Origin of the sequence: Planococcus sp. MB-3u-03 (assembly GCF_002833405.1) — a bacterium.
Lineage (GTDB): Bacteria > Bacillota > Bacilli > Bacillales_A > Planococcaceae > Planococcus.
This window is the reverse complement of record NZ_CP025135.1, coordinates 863,406-879,893: the sequence shown is the minus strand read 5'-3', so window position 1 is coordinate 879,893 and position 16,488 is coordinate 863,406. Positions and strand designations below refer to the sequence as shown.

Sequence of the window (16,488 nt, the reverse complement as noted above, 5' to 3'; positions counted from 1 at the left end):
TCAGAAATCTGAGCCCAGCTTTTTTCATCTCATGACGCTGCCGCCGGAAATCTTCACCGATTCCCCGACGATATTCGGTGCGGCATCTGTTAGCAGGAATGCAATCGTTCGGGCGACTTCCTGAGGAGTTGACAGCCGGTGCGAGGGGATCCCTGCCTCCGCTTCTTCCATCGCCTGCGCAAATGGAATCCCTTTGCGCTCCGCTTTTCTCTGGATGCTGGCCCTCGCCATTTCCGTATCGACATATCCCGGGCATACTGCATTGACGCGGATGCCATGCTCAATCGCCTCCAAGGCCATGGATTGCGTCCAACCGACCACCGCGAATTTGCTTGCCGCATAAGCCGTGTTTCCGGCCGTGCCGCGAAGCCCCGAAAGAGAAGCGAGATTGACGATGTCCCCTCGGCCTTCTTCCATCATGCGCCGGTACACCAGTTGCGTCAGCAAAAAAGTGGATGTGTAATTGATGTTCATCAGATGCTCCAGAAATTCCTGGTCCAGTTCTTCCACTTGCTTTCCGCCAGCCGCTCCGGCTGAATTGACCAAGCCGCCAATAAACCCGAGCTTCGCTTCAGCGGTTTCGACCAGCTGTTTTCGGTCGCCGGGATCCGTCAGATCCGCCGCGTGGACATGCAGCCGCCTGCCATCCATCATGCCCTTCAATTCTTTTTCCAATTGCTTCAGTTTATCCGCATCACGCCCCGTAACCGTCAGTTTCGCCCCCATCTGTGCAACTGCCTTGGCCGTTTCCCAGCCGATGCCGCCTGTTGCGCCCGTGATCAATAGATGTTTTTCAGCTAATGCTTGTTTATCGAAAATGCCCATGTATACGCCTCCCTTGCCTGCAGTCATTCCCTTAACTGCACGGCATTCAAACATGCACAAGGGCGGACGGCTTAGAAGCGACGTGAATGCACCTTGTAGTATATACTAGCAAGAGGTACACAAGTGCTGTCATTTTTTTCACTTCCAGCCATCCTATTCCAGGCTGAAGACAAATCTTATCACTAATTGGAAAACGTGTTACATGGAGGGAATAAAATGAACCAAAAAATGAGCGACTTTACAGAAACCTTGCGCCATACCGATTATGCGCATATCTTTTACCTGACCGAACAAACAGATCCTTATATAGAAAATGCCGTGTCTTATGTCCTGGATGGCGTCCAGAATGGCGACTGTGTCCTGTTCGTCGAGAACCCCCGGGTCTATCCCCAGATCCAGAAAAAGCTCCAGCAAGTGTTGTCTGCTGAGGAATTGGAATTAATCCACTACGTCAATAACTTCGATTTCTATTGGCGCAAAGGGAACTTCCATCCCACGGCCATTCTGGAATACTTCGAAAGCGTTGTCGGGTCTTTCACTGCCGATGGCCGGCAGTGCCGGACATGGGGCCATATCGAATGGGGCAGCCAGGAAGACATCAGCCAGGAAATCATCGAATATGAAACGGAAATTGACCGCTCCGCCACCCAACGGAAAGTCATCTCCATCTGTGCATACGATGCGCACCGGGTTTCGGAGAGCTTGCGCGAGCGGCTGATGCATTGCCATGGCTACTTGATGAAAGACCAGAGCATTTCTGCAATATCTTTTTATGGCGATAAAAAAGCCCGGAAATAACAATTCCCGGCTTTTTTTATTTTTCAATGCAAGGCTCTTCCAGTTCGATGCATAATTTCCATGTACTCAGGGAATACTGAAACAACTGCCATCAACTGGCACTGCCTATATAGAATGAAGCGGAGGATACAACCATGAAAAAAGAAATCACAGTCGGCGCAGCCGAGTTGAAATGGGATCTGGAAACCGGGGAAGTGCTCTTCGATGGGGGCGATGTCGTCTTTTTCTGGACTTCCGCCATGGAAACCTTTTTCGACACGATCCGGGAAATCACCGGCGCCGAAGCCACCGACCTGGTGCTTGAGACGACAGGGTTCAGGCAAGGCATCGTCGTCGGAGAGGGCTTCCGGGAATTGAAGAATATCGATGCCAGCAATGTCGTCGAGTGGATCTCCAATACCTATGCCCCGGCCGGCTGGGGCAAAGTGGAGATCGTCGAGATGGACATCGAGCAATACACGTTCACGATGCATATACAGGATGATTGGGAATTCAAGATGAACCAATTGAACCATAAAGGCACCAAAGGGATTTTCGTCCCATCCCATTACGCAGGCGTCTTGACGGGATTGTTCGGCCAGAATTTCTGGTACCGGACCATTCGCTATCAAAATGACGAACAGCCTTACAGCATTGTGGAATATTATCCGTCGGACGTTACTGTACAGCAAAACATCCGGGAACTTGCGAGACGCCAGGAAGACAAGCAGATCCGCCAGCTTGAGGAGATGGTCGATGAAAAGACCCAAATGCTCCAGAAACTGGTGCGCGAACTTTCTTCCCCCGTCATCCCGGTGCTTGAAGGAATTATCGTCGTGCCGATGATCGGAAGCTATGACGAAGACCGCACAGAAGACTTGATCAACAATACATTAACCGAACTGCCCAGACATAAAGCGGAATTTTTGCTTCTCGACCTGACAGGATTGAACCGCCATATTTCAGAGCATACCGCGCAACTGATCGATAAATTGGCCGCAGCCGCGCGCTTGCTCGGCACAGAGACCATTCTGGTCGGTGTCTCGCCCGAGCTTGCCATGATCATTACGCGGACGATGCAGGACCTGTCGAAATTCGAAGCATTGCAAAGCCTGCAACACGGCATCTACTACGCGCTTGGGCGCAGCGGGCGCTCCATCAGCCAAAAAAACAAGTAAGGCGATGCCTCTCCTCGCCTTACTTGTTTTTTTCATGCTCGCTGGCAGGCGGCTGTTTCAAAAATCGCCCGCCTGTATTCATATAAATCAAAGCCCCTCCGGTAAACCCCAGAAACAAGGCCACACCGATATAGAACATCCAATTTTTCTCAAGCAGCATGCCAGCAAGCCAGAACAGCATGCTGAATGCCAAGGCGAATAGGAGTTTCCCGACAAAACGGGCCATGGCGGGACCGTCGTATATCGACTTTTCTTCTTTAGGCATCGTGTTATAGCCAGCGATCAAAAATGCGCCTTTTCCCTGCAGCATATAAAACCCGAGGAACACCAATAGCAATGCCACACCACCGATGATCAAAGCTCCAGAATTCAATTCATCCATCCAATCCCCGCCTTGCCTCTTTGATTCTTTCCTTGTTTTTCACTCGGCAAAGATGCGAAAATCCCTTTTCGAGCACTAAAAAATCCCGCACCCGTCTATCCTGTGCAGGATTTTCCAAGAACCGCTTCCATATTCCCCGTTAATGTGTCCAATTTTTGAATGAGAATACCATCCCGATGATGACAACAGCTATCCCGCCGAAAATGAGCATGGGCAAGAGCCCAACAATATCGGTCATCTCAAGGGCACCTCCTTTTCTTCGATCATACGCCCTTATAAAGAAAAACGCCACATAATTGTTTGATTTTTCAGTTATTTTTAGTTGCGCCGGCTAACGAATAAAACTAAGATGGCATTAAGGAACACCATCAATCCGACCAGGACAACCTAACTGATCGGGATCCTGCATTCAGGTTCAATTCAACTGCCCTCGTTTGAGACAAGCGCGTCCCCTAGGGGATGGAAACTCCCCCAGTGTCCCGGCTGTCTCAATCTTAAAAAAAGCCGCCGGCAAAACCGGCAGCTTGGTACTTATAATTTATCGATGACGGCCCGGTAAAGCGGTGCCAATACTTTCCGCAAAGCTGTGACAGCCGGCACCGGGCTTCGCTGCTGCCATTGGATCCATTCAAGCGCCACCAGGCTCAGCACAAGCCAGATGGTACCGGCGATATAGCCTGCCAAGACATCGCTTGGAAAATGCGCGCCCAGATAGATCCGGCTGATGCCGATCAGCACGATCAGCACACCGAGCCCGAAAACGGATACCCATTGCAGCCACGGTTTCTGCCGCGTCCGGATAACCAGGTAAATGAGGAAACCATAGAAGATTAGTGACCCCATCGAATGGCCGCTCGGGAAACTATAGCCGACCGCATCGATTGTTTCATTGATGCTCGGCCGCTCCCTGCTGAAGAAATGCTTCAACAAAACCGTTAACAGCGAGCCGCCGCCAACCGCCACCAAATAGAACAAGACGCCCCATTTGTCGCGCATCCTGACTCCCAATATCCATAAGACGCCAATCGACAATAATACAAGAAACCACACTGACCCGAGTTCTGTAATGATGAACATTGCCGTATCCATCCAGCTGCTCCCGATCGCTTCGAGCAATCGGATGGTGACCGCATCGAATACCGCCAATTCCTGATCGAGCATTTCATCAGCCAGTTCCGCGAACAAGACAATGAATAAAGCTGCAAGCCCAAGCCCGAATAGAAGCACAATAAAAGCAAACCCTGATAATTTCGTTTCCTTATCCATCCAACCGCCCCTATATTTTTACTTACACTCAGTTTACCCGGCTTTGCCGATAAGTATGCCAAATCCTTGCAGTTCCAGGGTTCAAGGGCCCTTGATTGGGGAATAGCTCAAATAGATAGCAAGTCAAGCAAGAAAACGCCAAACCCTTGCTGAGCCCCCACCTGGAAGGATGATCACCATGAAACTACCACTTCGGCTGCTTATACTAGCCGCCCTTCTGCTTGCCTTCACTTCCTGTTCGGAAGCTTTATCGGAAAACCGCGGACCTGCAGCGCCTGACTTTGCATTGCCTGACCTCAACGGCACTGTCCATCACCTCGATGATTACCGGGGCAAGAAAGTCTACCTCCACTTCTGGGCTTCCTGGTGCTCCATTTGCCTTTCGGGCTTGAACGAAATGGAAGAACTGATCGAAAGCGAAGAAGATTTCACTGTCCTGACGGTCGTCTCCCCTGGAACGTACGCCGAACGAAATGCCAATGAATTCAAAGCCTGGTTCTCAAGCATCGACCATGACGGTGATTTCATCGTCCTGCTTGATGAGGGAGGAGAAGTATATGGCCAATACGAGATGGAAGCTTACCCCAGTTCTGTCTGGATCGGCTCTGACGGCAGGATCACCGAACGACGCACCGGCCATGTGACCAACTACGAGATACTCGAATTGATGAATTCGATTCGCTAGAAAGGCGGAACCCCCGATGAAACGATATTTTCTGCCTGTGCTCTTATTATTATTGCTGCTGGCTGGCTGTTCAAGTGAAGCGGTCAGCGACTCAAGCACCGCCTCTTCTTCAGAATCCCGTTTTCCCGACAACCCGAACGAAGAGCTCGAATTCGATACGGAAAACCTGGAAGACATTTGGTTTGCGGGCGGCTGCTTCTGGGGCGTCGAAGCCTATATGGCACGCATCTATGGTGTTTACGATGTGACGTCGGGCTATGCCGGGGGCACCATCGAAGACCCGACTTACGAAGAGGTGCTGACAGGCGATACCGGCTATGCCGAAACCGTCCATTTGCGCTATGACCCCGAACGTGTATCGCTTGAAGAATTGCTTGACCGCTATTTCCTCATCATCGACCCGACACTCGTCGACCAGCAAGGCAACGACCGCGGCAATCAATACCGGACCGCTATCTTCTACGATGATCCTGCAGCGGTAAGCACGATCGACAAAGCCATCGCCGAAGAGCAGCAAAAATACGAGAAACCGATTGTCACGGAAGTCGAGCCGCTGAGGAATTATTATCTTGCCGAAAACTACCATCAAGACTATTTGGAAAAAAACCCCGATGGCTATTGCCATGTCGACTTCACGAGCCTCGAAGACCAGGAAGTCCCGCAATTGGTCGATCCGGCCGATTACCCGAAACCTGATGAAGGGGAAATCCGTGAGATGCTGACGGATGAACAATACCGCGTCACACAGGAAGACGGGACAGAGGCCGCATTCGATAATGAATACGATGGTTTTTACGAGCCGGGTATCTATGTCGACATCGTCACCGGTGAGCCGCTCTTTTCGTCCAAAGACAAATACGATTCGGGGACCGGCTGGCCAAGCTTTACGAAGCCGATCGATCCCGCAGTCGTGACCGAACATGATGATCTTTCCCTGTTCGGCATGCAGACGGAAATCCGGAGCCGCACAGGCGACAGCCATTTGGGGCATGTCTTTGAAGACGGGCCGGAAGATGCCGGCGGTTTGCGCTATTGCATGAACAGTGCAGCACTGCGTTTCGTTCCACTCGAAGAGATGGAAGCGCAAGGCTACGGATACCTGACGGACAAAGCACTTGAGTGAGCAAGATAAAAGCCGGAAACCCGTTTGAATGGGCTTCCGGCTTTTTCGGTTTTCATTTCAGGTTTAGAGGCTTTCGGCCCGCTTCACCGAGCGGCGTTCCAAAATGCCTTCGACGATCATGAAATTTTCATGGCATTTCGGGCGGTATCGGCCTTTGGCGATGCCTTCGATCGTCAAACTGCTGACGCCATATTTCATGCCTAAGTGTTCGGCGGGAAATCCTTCAATATGATAGAAATACAAGATGCTGTAGACGGCCTCATCGCTGAGCCTGTTCAGTTCGTGTGCTGTTGTCATAGCGTTCGACCTCCCCATCAGTATGCTGCCGGATGTGTTCCGCTTTATACTGCTGATAGCCTTTTATAAAGCGCTCATAGCGGGCTGCAAAAGCAGCGCTGATTTTCTTCATCTCGTTGCGGTTCCCCATATTGAACACTCCCCATCATAAATTTACCGCTCAGTAAGTTTCCACCAAATATTTTTCAATCCGGTTGAAGTCCCTGTAGCAATCTCTCCTCGCATGCCCTGACAGCAAATCATCCACAGAATCGGCGCTGATATGGAAGCGCTGTGCCAATTCTTTTGTTTCACAGCCTTTTACTTTCCACAAGTATAGAATCAGGTAAATGTCTTCATCACCCAGTTTGATCAGGTCACTCCGATTATCCATTTAAACTACCGCCTTCCACTTGATTTGGATTGTTTACGCCGGCTGCTCGAGACAGCCAATCGCCGAACTCAGCCTTGAAACGAATACTTTCGGTGATTCATGGGAACGGATCCGGACACAAAATCCATCGTCCCGGGGTTCAGCCGTCTGCAGGTAATCCGTCGGCAGTGGCATCGGGTGGGTGACCAGTGCCTCGATAAATACAGACAGTTCTTCCCGAGTCAGCCAGAGCTCCACTTGATTGACCGCACGCCCCCCGCTATCGTATCCAAGAAAACGAATCGTTCCCCCAGTCCCGCCGCTGAACCCAGGGCGGCCCTTCATTGATGTTTCTGGTTCTTGCCAAGCGTTCCCCAACGGCTCGACAAGCCCTTCCCTTTCTTCCATAACCTTCTCTCCCTTTATTCCGTACTAAAAAAGCACCGGAACAGACTCCTCTATCCAGAGGAGAATATTTCCGGCGCTGCGCACAGCACTATAGTCTGTCACATTCAACCAAAGCTTAAGTTTCCAACTGCACAGAACCGGCAATCCTGGTTCCCTGCCTTATCCGGAAGTAGCCATTCAATTTTATTGATGCCATCTTCCCATAAAGCGCTAATAAAGATGGCAATTGATATTTTGTATAAGATAATGTGATAGTATCAGCCTACAATATTTCACATTTCTTGTAAACCCTAAATTACTGAATATTTAAATTAATATTTTATTATCATCTTTCTGTTTATTATTGATAGGAAATGATTTCTTTTAGTCTAAGTGAATCAAAAGCTTAATAATTCGCCAGGTATGAAAAAACTGTGTTCCCTGCCCCACATGCACGGCAGAAAGCACAGCCATCAGATCAGCAAATTGAACAGCAATGAATCGTTATTGATGTCTTTATACGGAAAGCCGTTTTTCGCCATGCGTTCAACGAGCGGCCCGTAATCTGCCGGGTCTTTCAATTCGATCCCCACCAAGACGGGTCCGTGTTCCCGGTTATTTCGTTTTGTGTACTCGAAGTGGGTGATGTCATCCTGTTCACCAAGCACGTCTCCCATGAATTTCCGGAGGGCACCCGCACGCTGCGGGAAGGTCACGATGAAATAATGCTTCAATCCTTCATAGATCAAGGACTTTTCTTTGATTTCCTGCATGCGTTCGATATCGTTATTGCCACCGCTGACAACGCAGACAACATTTTTCCCGCGGATTTCTTCCCGGTAAAAGTCGAGTGCCGCTACCGATAACGCGCCGGCCGGTTCTGCGACGATGGCATTTTCGTTATATAGCTCAAGGATAGTCGTACACACTTTGCCTTCTGGGACCGGCACGATGTCATCCAGTACTTTTTGGCAGATCGCCATCGATAAATCCCCGACTTGCTTGACCGCCGCCCCGTCGACAAACGTATCGATCGTATCTAGACGGGTCACTTGGCCTTCCTTAAGGGAAGCTTTCATGCTCGCCGCGCCTTCCGGTTCGACGCCGATCAGTTTCGTTGCAGGAGAAACGCCTTTCAAATACGTTCCGACGCCAGACGCCAATCCCCCGCCGCCGATTGCGCAAAACATGTAATCGACCGGTTCCTGCATATCATTGAGCACTTCGACTGCGACTGTTCCTTGCCCTGCGATCACAGCTTCCGTATTGAATGGATGGACGAAGGTCTTGCCTTCTTCCGAACAGACTTCCATCGCTGCAGCAAAGGCATCATCAAAGCTATCGCCGATTAAGACGACTTCTACATACTCGCCGCCAAAGCGTTTCACTTGAGAGACTTTCTGGCTCGGTGTCGTAAGCGGCATGAAGATCTTGCCTTCGATGCCGAGCGCCTTGCAGGAATATGCAACGCCTTGCGCATGGTTGCCTGCGCTCGCACAGACGACGCCTTTGGAGCGTTCGGACTCGGTCATGCTGCGGATGAAATTATAGGCGCCGCGCAATTTGAACGATCGGACCACTTGCTGGTCTTCACGCTTCAAAAAGACATTGCAGCCATAACGTGCCGAAAGAATCTCGTTGCGCTGTAAGGGCGTCCGGATGATGACATCCTTCAGCGCCTGATTGGCGACCATAATATCGGCCACGGTCACCTCTTTAGCAACGACTTCCCTTTCCAGCTCTGTGATGTTTTTTGCCATCTGATTCACCCTCTTCATTTTGATTATTGAATTACTCTAACACATCAGCGAGCTTTGTTGTGTAAAAATTTAGACAATTTGATGATCTTTTCACAAGATTTTCGGTTTTTCTCGAATGTATGCGGTTTCAATTTTCAAATGGGGTAAACTAGATAGAAAAAGAAGCTTTACGCAGCATTTATTTTTTAAAAGGGGAGCTGATTTCTTGGAGGACGTCCATCATAAAATCGCCATTATCACAGGCGGCAATAGCGGCATCGGATGGGAAGCCGCCAACATGCTCGCCGGTCGGGGCTTCTCGATCCTACTGGCAGTCCGCGACCTGGTCAAAGGCGAAAACGCTAAACGGGAGATCCTCGATTACCATCCGGAAGCGACGGTCGCCGTCCTGAAGCTCGACTTGGCCGATCTCGCAAGCGTCCGTCATTTTGCCGTCAGCTATAAAAAGCATTTCCGTTCACTCGATTTACTGGTCAATAATGCGGGGATCATGATGCCGCCTTACGGAAAAACGAAAGACGGCTTTGAATTGCAGTTCGGCAGCAATTACCTCGGCCATTTCGCGTTGACCGCCCACCTTCTTCCGCTGCTCGCGAAAACCCCAGGCTCGCGCGTCATCACGCTCGGCAGCCTGGCGCATAACCGCGGCACCATCGATTTCGATAATCTTGACGGATCGAAAGGCTATCGCCCGAAAAAATTCTACAACCAAAGCAAGCTCGCCAATATGCTATTTGCGATGGAACTCGACCGGCGGCTGAAAAAGCACCACATCCAGACGATCAGCGTCGCCTGCCACCCTGGTGTTTCCGCCACCAATATCTTCAAGATCGGCAAATACGATGCGCCGGTCTTGCTGAGGGATTTCGCCAACCGCTTTCTGCAGCCGCCGGACATGGGAGCGCTCGCCACCGTCCACGCCGCAACAGAACCGGATCTCACTGGCGGCGAATACATCGGCCCTGCCGGCAAAGGACGCAGAAAAGGCTATCCCGCCCTGGATACGCCCCACCCGACGGCCGTCGACGAAGCGCTTGCCCGAAAACTATGGGACGTATCCGAGCAGATGACAGGCGTCCGCTTCGACTTTGAAACAGCCAAAAATCCAGACGGTACCACTGGCGACTAACATGCACGACAATTCTGAAATCTTTTTTTGATGAAAAACCCGATTATTGGTACACTTAGCAGGGAACAGGATTAATGGAGTCAAAATTTCTTAATCTAAGGAGCTGAGACGATGAACACAAAACAATTTGAAGTAATGAAGAACGGCAAAGGCTTTATCGCTGCACTCGACCAAAGCGGTGGCAGCACGCCAAAAGCGTTAAAACTTTATGGTGTTAATGAAGATGCTTACTCCAACGAAGATGAAATGTACGACCTGATTCACGAAATGAGAACGCGCATCATGACGGCCCCGGCATTTTCGTCGGATTATGTGCTAGGCGCCATCCTGTTTGAACAGACGATGGACCGCGAAGTATACGGCAAATATACAAGTAATTATCTATGGGACGCGAAAGGCGTCGTTCCCTTCCTTAAAATCGATAAAGGCTTGGCTGACGAACAGAACGGCGTTCAATTGATGAAGCCGAACCCGAATTTGAACGAATTGTTGAAACGTGCGGTTGAACGCAATGTCTTCGGCACGAAGATGCGCTCCGTCATCAAAGAACCGAATGCGGAAGGCATCAAGCAAGTCGTCGACCAGCAATTCGAAGTGGCGAAAGAAGTCATCGCTGCTGGACTCGTGCCGATCATCGAGCCGGAAGTTGACATCAACAGCGCAGACAAAGAACGCATCGAGGCCATGCTGAATGATGAAATCCTCAGCCATCTTGATAAGCTTAGCGACGACGAGTACGTCATGTTGAAATTGACGATTCCGACGCTGGCGAATTTCTATAAAGAATTGATCGACCACCCTCGTGTCGTGCGTGTTGTGGCATTGTCCGGCGGATATCCGCGCGAGCAGGCGAACCAGAAGCTTGCTGAAAACAAAGGATTGATTGCCAGCTTCTCACGCGCCTTGTCAGAAGGTTTGAGCGCTGACCAGTCGGATGAAGAGTTCAACACGATGCTCGAGAAGTCCATCAAAGAAATCTATGAAGCATCCATTACATGATATAAAAAGCGCTCCCTTTGTGGTGCGCTTTTTCTTATGGATTGGATTGTATAAATAAAATCAAACCCAGCCCTTATAGTAAATTCTTCATGTTTGAGATTCCGCTTCAGGGAGGACGATTGGGGCTCGCAGGATGCGAGTCATGCAGCTGATGCGACAGGACGTCGCGCTTTCAGCTGCCCGGGGATGGGGCGGGTGTTGAGCCAATGTGCCGCAAAGAGCGCGGCACATTTGTCTCGCCAGCCCGCGCGGTCCCCCAGGCGTCGCCTCCCTTCCGCTTCATCTCTAGCTTTAGAATGGAAGGCATGTTTTCTTCCATTGGAATTTGTGTCAATAATTTTATATATCCTTCCAAGATGAAAGGTAAAAGTTATAACATCTTTATAATTGCCATATCTAAATAAGCGTCTCCCACCAGCAGATGAAAATAAGAAAAAGAGATGCTTCATCACTTACAAAAGTCAGTGGAATGTAAAAGCCGAACCGCGCACAAACCCGTTCTCAACTTTCGCTATGCTCAAGCATCACGAATAAAGAGCTGCTCCCACATCTGCGAGCAGATGCGTCGCAAATGAATGGGCTCAACTTCCTTTCGCCAATTCATTGGCTCATTGCGGGAGGCCTGCCCTAAGCGGGAGACGGCTGCTTGGTGATGGAGTCATCAATGAAGATATCTGCTCGCATACTTATTTAATTATTTTTACTTGTTTCATTTGCGAACACCCCACTAAAAAGGAGGAATTGCACGTTCTATTTCCTGGTTCCGATCGCTATTGTGGTGGGCCTTGGCTTTATCGTCGACCGCCGGCGCAGGGCTTCTGCCTATTATGACAAGCCGACGCATCCCGACGCCAAGCCTGGCGATAGCGCCAACTACACGATGGGCGACAACCGCTATACGAGCGGCGGCGAGTAAGCACCAAGCAAAAAGCCGCAGCACCCGATTTGGGATGCCGCGGCTTTTCGTTATGGACGATAATTGAGCGTGATGCCTTTAAGGAGAGTGCGCATGAGCTGGTCGTCCAGTTCCTTATAGTTTTTATGGCCTTCTTTCCGGAGAAAGGCGCCGAGTTCGCCTTTGGAGACGTTGATCCCGGCCAGCTTCCATAAATCGAGCAAGTCTTCGCTCGTCAATTCCAGCGCGATGCGTAGCTTTTTCAAGACCAGGTTGTTGATGTGCTCGCCGCTTACTTCGGGCGGGCCGGAGTCGCCGGGTTTCGGTCCGCGGTTGAAGGTGATCAGCCCGTTCAAGAAGCGCTCCAATTGGTCGTTTGCCAATGGGATATTGGCTTCTGCCCCTTCATCGTCTGGTTCCGGCGTTTTCGTTAAAATCAATGGTACATCGACGGCATCCACTTTCTCGCCACCGAGTGCGAAAATTTCTTTTACATCGCTATTTTTCAAATCCAGCGCATAGCGCAGCCGGATCAAAATATCGTTATTGTCCATATGAAAAATCCTCCTGCCATGTTCTATTCAAATCCTGTTCCATCATAACACAGAGAAATGGCGCCCCGGAGCATCAGGGCGCCATTTTTCAGCGTTCGACAAACGTATGGCGGAACCATGTATATTCACTGATATGCAGTTCGCGCAATTGGTATTTCAAAATCTTGCCTGAAGCATTGCGCGGCAATTCGTCCGCGAACCTGAATTTCTTGGGCGCTTTATGCTGCGGCAAATGCTCGAGCAAGTATTCGGAGAGTGCTACTTCGTCGATCGGCGACCCGTCCTTTGGGACAATGACGACACCGACGATTTCGCCCCATTCTTCTTCCGGAATGCCGACGGTCGCCGCTTCCTGGACTTGCGGATGACGATTCAACACTTGCTCGATTTCGATGGAATAAATATTATTCCCAGCAGAAATGATACGGTCGGATTTGCGGTCGACAAGCGTAATGTAGCCGTCTTCATCGATTGTCGCGAGATCCCCCGTCAACAGCCAGCCGTCCCGGAACGCTTCTTCGGTTTCTTCCGGCATATTGTAATACGATTTCATGATCGTCTCACCGCGCATGACGAATTCGCCGACTTGGCCAGGCTTAACGTCGTTCATTTCTTCGTCGACCACACGGACGTGGGTCATATACATCGACTTGCCGCCCGCTCCCTCTTTATGGGCATGCTCGCTTGGCAGCAAATAGACGCCTCCCGGGCCCCCTTCAGTGAGGAAGCACAAATTGTAAAATTGTTCGTGGCCGAAGAATTTCATAGCCCGCGCGACAAGGCCATTGGGCATCGGGTCGGTCCCGTACATGCATTTCCGGATTGTGCCCAGATTATAATTTTCGCTCTCAGGTGCTTCCATCAACGCATGGTACATATCCGGCAGTCCGAAAAACACCGTGCAGCCGTCCTGGTGGATTGCGTTGACTACATCTCTCGTCGCGAATTCACGGAGAATGGTTTGTGGGATGCCGAGCATGACCCCGGTCACGAGAAATAGATTGAGTTGGGAAGGATGGAAAAACGGCGCCGCATGAAGCAAGCGGTCATCATGGTTGACGCCCATTCCGAGAATGAACGAAGTGCTGACATTGACGATGCGCTGATGGTCAAAAAGCGCTCCCTTGGGCGGGCCGGTCGTCCCCGAAGTATAAAGGATTTCTGCATCGTCTTCCGGCAAGATGTCGACTTTTGGCTCCGAGCGGTCATCGTCCAGTATTTCGTCCCAACTGAGATGCGCTTCAATTTGTGCTTGCGGATAGACGATCACCTGATGCAGCAGATCGTCCAATTCTTTCGCTTCCGCCACTAAGCTTTCGAATTCATTGTCGCAAAACACATAAACTGCATCCGACTGGCCGAATAGATAGCCCGCTTCCTCGGCATTCAGCCTGTAATTGATCGGAACCACGACGCCGCCTGCTTTCAACGCGGCAAAAAATGCAATAACGTACGCATCCGAATTCTTCATGAACAGCGCCACTTTATCGCCCTTTGAAATTCCCTCCCGCACCAAGCCGTTCGCCAAGCGATTCACTTCCGCGTTCAATTCTTGATACGTATAGGATTTCCCTTCGAAATTCAATGCGGGTAAATTGGGCTGGCGCGTCGCATTCATCGTCAACGATGTTGTGATGTTCATTTCCCATTCCTCCTTTGTTTGCTCATGAATCTCCCCTTCTGCCTGATCGGTAGTTCTTCAATATTATAATATTCTGAAAATATAGTCAATATACCAATAATTGGAAATGAAAAAAGACTCTTTTCAGAGCCTTTAATGTCTCAATTAATTCATCATTAAGTAGATGAGATACAGCGGAACCAATCCCATCGCCATATATTTGGCGACTGTGAATGTACTCATGCCGAGGCATTTCATCTTTGCAAACAGCGCTTCACGGAAATCATTGAATAATCCGGGCATTACAACGCCCTCCTTCAGGGTATAGTGCTAGTATAGGACAGCAAGAGGGCCGAAAAACAGCACAATGCATTTGTTTCTGTAACTTTTTATGGCCTCTTGCGGTCTACTCTATAGATAAAAAAGGGGGCGAACCCGATGATGCAAAAGGCCGCAATCGGCTGGCTACTGCTATTGATGGCCGCTTTGATGCTCGCTGCATGCGGCACCGAAAGCGACAATTCGCCGGAAGATCCGGAGTCAGGGGGTGAAATCATCGAAGGTGAAGTGACATCGACTATTGAAAAGACAGACAACGGAACTTACCGCTATACCGTCAAAAACGATACGCAAGAAGCGGTGACATTCAACTTCACGAGCGGGCAGCGCTATGATTTCACATTGACCGATGAACAAGGCAACGAAGTGTTCCGCATGTCGTCCGTCAGCATGTATACCCAGGCACTCGGCGAGGAAATCCTGCGCCAAGGCGAGGAGCTCCAATACGAGATCCAAGTTCCGGAAGCCAATCTTGAACCAGGCACCTACACGCTTGAAGTGTGGATGACGCCGACAGAAGGCACGAATTATCCAGCGGAAATTGAGCATACGATCGAATAGAAAAACCGAACCGCCAAGCGCGGTTCGGTTTTTTGATCCATTCAATTTCAAGCGCTTGCCGGAACTTTTTCAGCCAATAACTTGCGCAATGACTCCAGCTCAGGCACTGCCTTTTTCGGGATGATCAATGCAGACATGGCGCTATTATATAAATACACATTGTCCGCATCCTCCCCATATTTTTCGATGCCTGACCAGCGCACATGCGTCTCTCCATTTTTCGTCACTTCACGGATTCCTTGTGAATCAATGAACAATTCATGGGTGCCAAGCAAGCCTTCATTTTTCCCTTCATTGACCATTTTCCGGCTCATGCGTTTAATATTCCAGTGGAAATAGGGCGGAAAGAAGATGATCCACAAAGCCGCGAATAGGATAAAGGGAACCATCAGCCCCCACACCGACCAATCAAAAATTGGCGCCATCACGAACGGCATCATCAAATAAATAACGGGAATGACAAAGCGCTGGATCGTCAACGAACGCTTAACCGCTTCGGAATGTTTAGCATGATAAAGGTTAAAATCAACAAATTGCTGTTCCGTCAACTCGTACGAAAATTCCTGCATCGTGCAGCTCCTTTTGGCAAGATCAATTAATTATTGCCATTTTCTTCTATTATACGATGGTTCAGTGGAGAATATATTATATTTTTTTGATACGCTAATACTCTGCAAATGCATTTATGTGAAAGGAGCCTTCTCTTGGAACTTACACCCATACCCGACCATTTGAAAGACCATCTCGACATCCTGTTCGTCGGATTCAATCCAAGCATCCGCTCGAGTGAAACCGGCTATCATTACGCCAACCCAAACAACCGCTTCTGGAAAATCCTTTTTGAATCCGGGCTGACGCCCAGAAAATACGCACCCGAGGAAAACCACGATTTGCTCGAGCTCGGCTATGGTTTGACCAATATTGTCCCCCGTCCGACCAAAGTGGCAGCCGATATCACAAAGGAAGAATACAAAGAAGGTGCCGAACAATTAAAACGCAAAATTGAACGCTACCGGCCAAAAGCGGTTTGTTTTGTCGGCAAAGGTGTCTACCTTCAGTTCAGCGGCAAGAAATCAACGCACTGGGGCAAACAGCCGGATTCGGTCATTCCGGGAATCATCGAATACGTCGCCCCTTCCTCCAGTGGGCTCGTACGCATGAAACAGGCCGAAATTGTGGAAATATATGAAGGCTTGCACCAGTTGATCTATAATAACGAGTAACTTCTTCATATAAATGAGTCACAAAACAGACACTTACGAAATTCACTTCCCTATTGCTATAGTGTTGGAATGGTTGTTGAAACAACACCTTTTGCCCTGCCTTTTCACTGGGCGCCAATACAATAGAAACGGGGA

General features: G+C 49.8%; 21 protein-coding genes. 9 read left to right on the top strand and 12 right to left on the bottom strand.

Annotated features, from left to right (window positions below; translation table 11 throughout):
• Positions 1–24: 24 nt before the first annotated feature.
• Entirely contained in the window at positions 25–825 is an 801-nt protein-coding gene (locus CW734_RS05655) for an SDR family NAD(P)-dependent oxidoreductase (protein ID WP_101189800.1), read from the bottom strand.
• Between the two features lie 216 nt (positions 826–1,041).
• Between CW734_RS05655 and CW734_RS05650 the strand changes: the two genes are divergently transcribed.
• On the top strand, positions 1,042–1,623 hold the full coding sequence (locus CW734_RS05650; RefSeq protein ID WP_232787174.1) for an MEDS domain-containing protein: 582 nt from the start codon (positions 1,042–1,044) through the stop codon (positions 1,621–1,623).
• Positions 1,624–1,757: 134 nt separating this feature from the next.
• Complete coding sequence (locus CW734_RS05645) at positions 1,758–2,780, top strand: STAS domain-containing protein (protein WP_101189799.1); 1,023 nt, start codon at positions 1,758–1,760, stop codon at positions 2,778–2,780.
• Between the two features lie 19 nt (positions 2,781–2,799).
• Here the strand turns inward: CW734_RS05645 and CW734_RS05640 are convergent, their stop codons facing one another.
• Complete coding sequence (locus CW734_RS05640) at positions 2,800–3,162, bottom strand: DUF3784 domain-containing protein (RefSeq protein WP_101189798.1); 363 nt, start codon at positions 3,160–3,162, stop codon at positions 2,800–2,802.
• A 531-nt stretch (positions 3,163–3,693) separates the two neighbouring features.
• Complete coding sequence (locus CW734_RS05635; protein ID WP_101189797.1) at positions 3,694–4,428, bottom strand: phosphatase PAP2 family protein; 735 nt, start codon at positions 4,426–4,428, stop codon at positions 3,694–3,696.
• A gap of 178 nt (positions 4,429–4,606) precedes the next feature.
• Between CW734_RS05635 and CW734_RS05630 the strand changes: the two genes are divergently transcribed.
• Entirely contained in the window at positions 4,607–5,113 is a 507-nt protein-coding gene (locus tag CW734_RS05630; RefSeq protein ID WP_157824131.1) for a TlpA family protein disulfide reductase, read from the top strand.
• Between the two features lie 16 nt (positions 5,114–5,129).
• Complete coding sequence (msrB, locus tag CW734_RS05625; RefSeq protein ID WP_101189795.1) at positions 5,130–6,236, top strand: peptide-methionine (R)-S-oxide reductase MsrB; 1,107 nt, start codon at positions 5,130–5,132, stop codon at positions 6,234–6,236.
• A gap of 63 nt (positions 6,237–6,299) precedes the next feature.
• On the opposite strand, the gene CW734_RS05620 is transcribed toward msrB, so the two are convergent.
• The 5 genes from CW734_RS05620 to ilvA all read right to left on the bottom strand — a co-directional run bounded on the left by CW734_RS05620 (position 6,300) and on the right by ilvA (position 9,032).
• Positions 6,300–6,533, bottom strand: a complete 234-nt coding sequence (locus CW734_RS05620; RefSeq protein WP_068872481.1) for a hypothetical protein — start codon at positions 6,531–6,533, stop codon at positions 6,300–6,302.
• Positions 6,496–6,663 (bottom strand): hypothetical protein, encoded by a 168-nt coding sequence (locus tag CW734_RS18235; protein WP_157101624.1) that lies wholly within the window; start codon positions 6,661–6,663, stop codon positions 6,496–6,498. The genes CW734_RS05620 and CW734_RS18235 overlap by 38 nt, the downstream gene beginning before the upstream one ends.
• A 30-nt stretch (positions 6,664–6,693) precedes the next feature.
• A complete protein-coding gene (locus CW734_RS05615; protein WP_068872480.1) occupies positions 6,694–6,906 on the bottom strand; it encodes a hypothetical protein in 213 nt (70 codons plus the stop codon).
• Positions 6,907–6,939: 33 nt separating this feature from the next.
• Positions 6,940–7,293 carry a hypothetical protein gene (locus tag CW734_RS05610; RefSeq protein ID WP_101189794.1) on the bottom strand — a complete coding sequence of 118 codons (354 nt, stop codon included), beginning with the start codon at positions 7,291–7,293 and terminating at the stop codon, positions 6,940–6,942.
• A gap of 452 nt (positions 7,294–7,745) precedes the next feature.
• Entirely contained in the window at positions 7,746–9,032 is a 1,287-nt protein-coding gene (ilvA, locus tag CW734_RS05605; protein ID WP_101189793.1) for a threonine ammonia-lyase IlvA, read from the bottom strand.
• A gap of 205 nt (positions 9,033–9,237) precedes the next feature.
• Between ilvA and CW734_RS05600 the strand changes: the two genes are divergently transcribed.
• From CW734_RS05600 to CW734_RS18230, 3 genes are all read left to right on the top strand, one after another.
• Positions 9,238–10,161 (top strand): oxidoreductase, encoded by a 924-nt coding sequence (locus CW734_RS05600; RefSeq protein WP_232787173.1) that lies wholly within the window; start codon positions 9,238–9,240, stop codon positions 10,159–10,161.
• A 111-nt stretch (positions 10,162–10,272) separates the two neighbouring features.
• Positions 10,273–11,160, top strand: coding sequence for a fructose bisphosphate aldolase (locus CW734_RS05595; RefSeq protein ID WP_101189791.1), 888 nt, complete (start codon positions 10,273–10,275; stop codon positions 11,158–11,160).
• A 775-nt stretch (positions 11,161–11,935) separates the two neighbouring features.
• Positions 11,936–12,076, top strand: a complete 141-nt coding sequence (locus CW734_RS18230; RefSeq protein ID WP_157824130.1) for a hypothetical protein — start codon at positions 11,936–11,938, stop codon at positions 12,074–12,076.
• Positions 12,077–12,126: 50 nt separating this feature from the next.
• Here the strand turns inward: CW734_RS18230 and CW734_RS05590 are convergent, their stop codons facing one another.
• The 3 genes from CW734_RS05590 to CW734_RS18455 all read right to left on the bottom strand — a co-directional run bounded on the left by CW734_RS05590 (position 12,127) and on the right by CW734_RS18455 (position 14,533).
• Entirely contained in the window at positions 12,127–12,609 is a 483-nt protein-coding gene (locus CW734_RS05590) for a YehS family protein (RefSeq protein WP_101189790.1), read from the bottom strand.
• A gap of 88 nt (positions 12,610–12,697) precedes the next feature.
• The gene (locus CW734_RS05585) at positions 12,698–14,281 is read right to left on the bottom strand and encodes a class I adenylate-forming enzyme family protein (RefSeq protein WP_257968664.1); all 1,584 of its coding nucleotides are present in this window, start codon (positions 14,279–14,281) and stop codon (positions 12,698–12,700) included.
• Between the two features lie 114 nt (positions 14,282–14,395).
• Positions 14,396–14,533, bottom strand: a complete 138-nt coding sequence (locus tag CW734_RS18455; protein ID WP_180956257.1) for a hypothetical protein — start codon at positions 14,531–14,533, stop codon at positions 14,396–14,398.
• A gap of 135 nt (positions 14,534–14,668) precedes the next feature.
• On the opposite strand from CW734_RS18455, the gene CW734_RS05580 reads away from it, so the two are divergent.
• Positions 14,669–15,130: a BsuPI-related putative proteinase inhibitor gene (locus tag CW734_RS05580; protein WP_101189788.1), complete on the top strand. Its 462-nt coding sequence runs from the start codon at positions 14,669–14,671 to the stop codon at positions 15,128–15,130.
• Between the two features lie 47 nt (positions 15,131–15,177).
• Here the strand turns inward: CW734_RS05580 and CW734_RS05575 are convergent, their stop codons facing one another.
• Positions 15,178–15,699: a YcxB family protein gene (locus CW734_RS05575; RefSeq protein WP_101189787.1), complete on the bottom strand. Its 522-nt coding sequence runs from the start codon at positions 15,697–15,699 to the stop codon at positions 15,178–15,180.
• A gap of 108 nt (positions 15,700–15,807) precedes the next feature.
• Here CW734_RS05575 and mug point away from each other — a divergent pair, with 108 nt between their 5' ends.
• On the top strand, positions 15,808–16,353 hold the full coding sequence (gene mug, locus CW734_RS05570) for a G/U mismatch-specific DNA glycosylase (RefSeq protein WP_101189786.1): 546 nt from the start codon (positions 15,808–15,810) through the stop codon (positions 16,351–16,353).
• Positions 16,354–16,488: the final 135 nt, after the last annotated feature.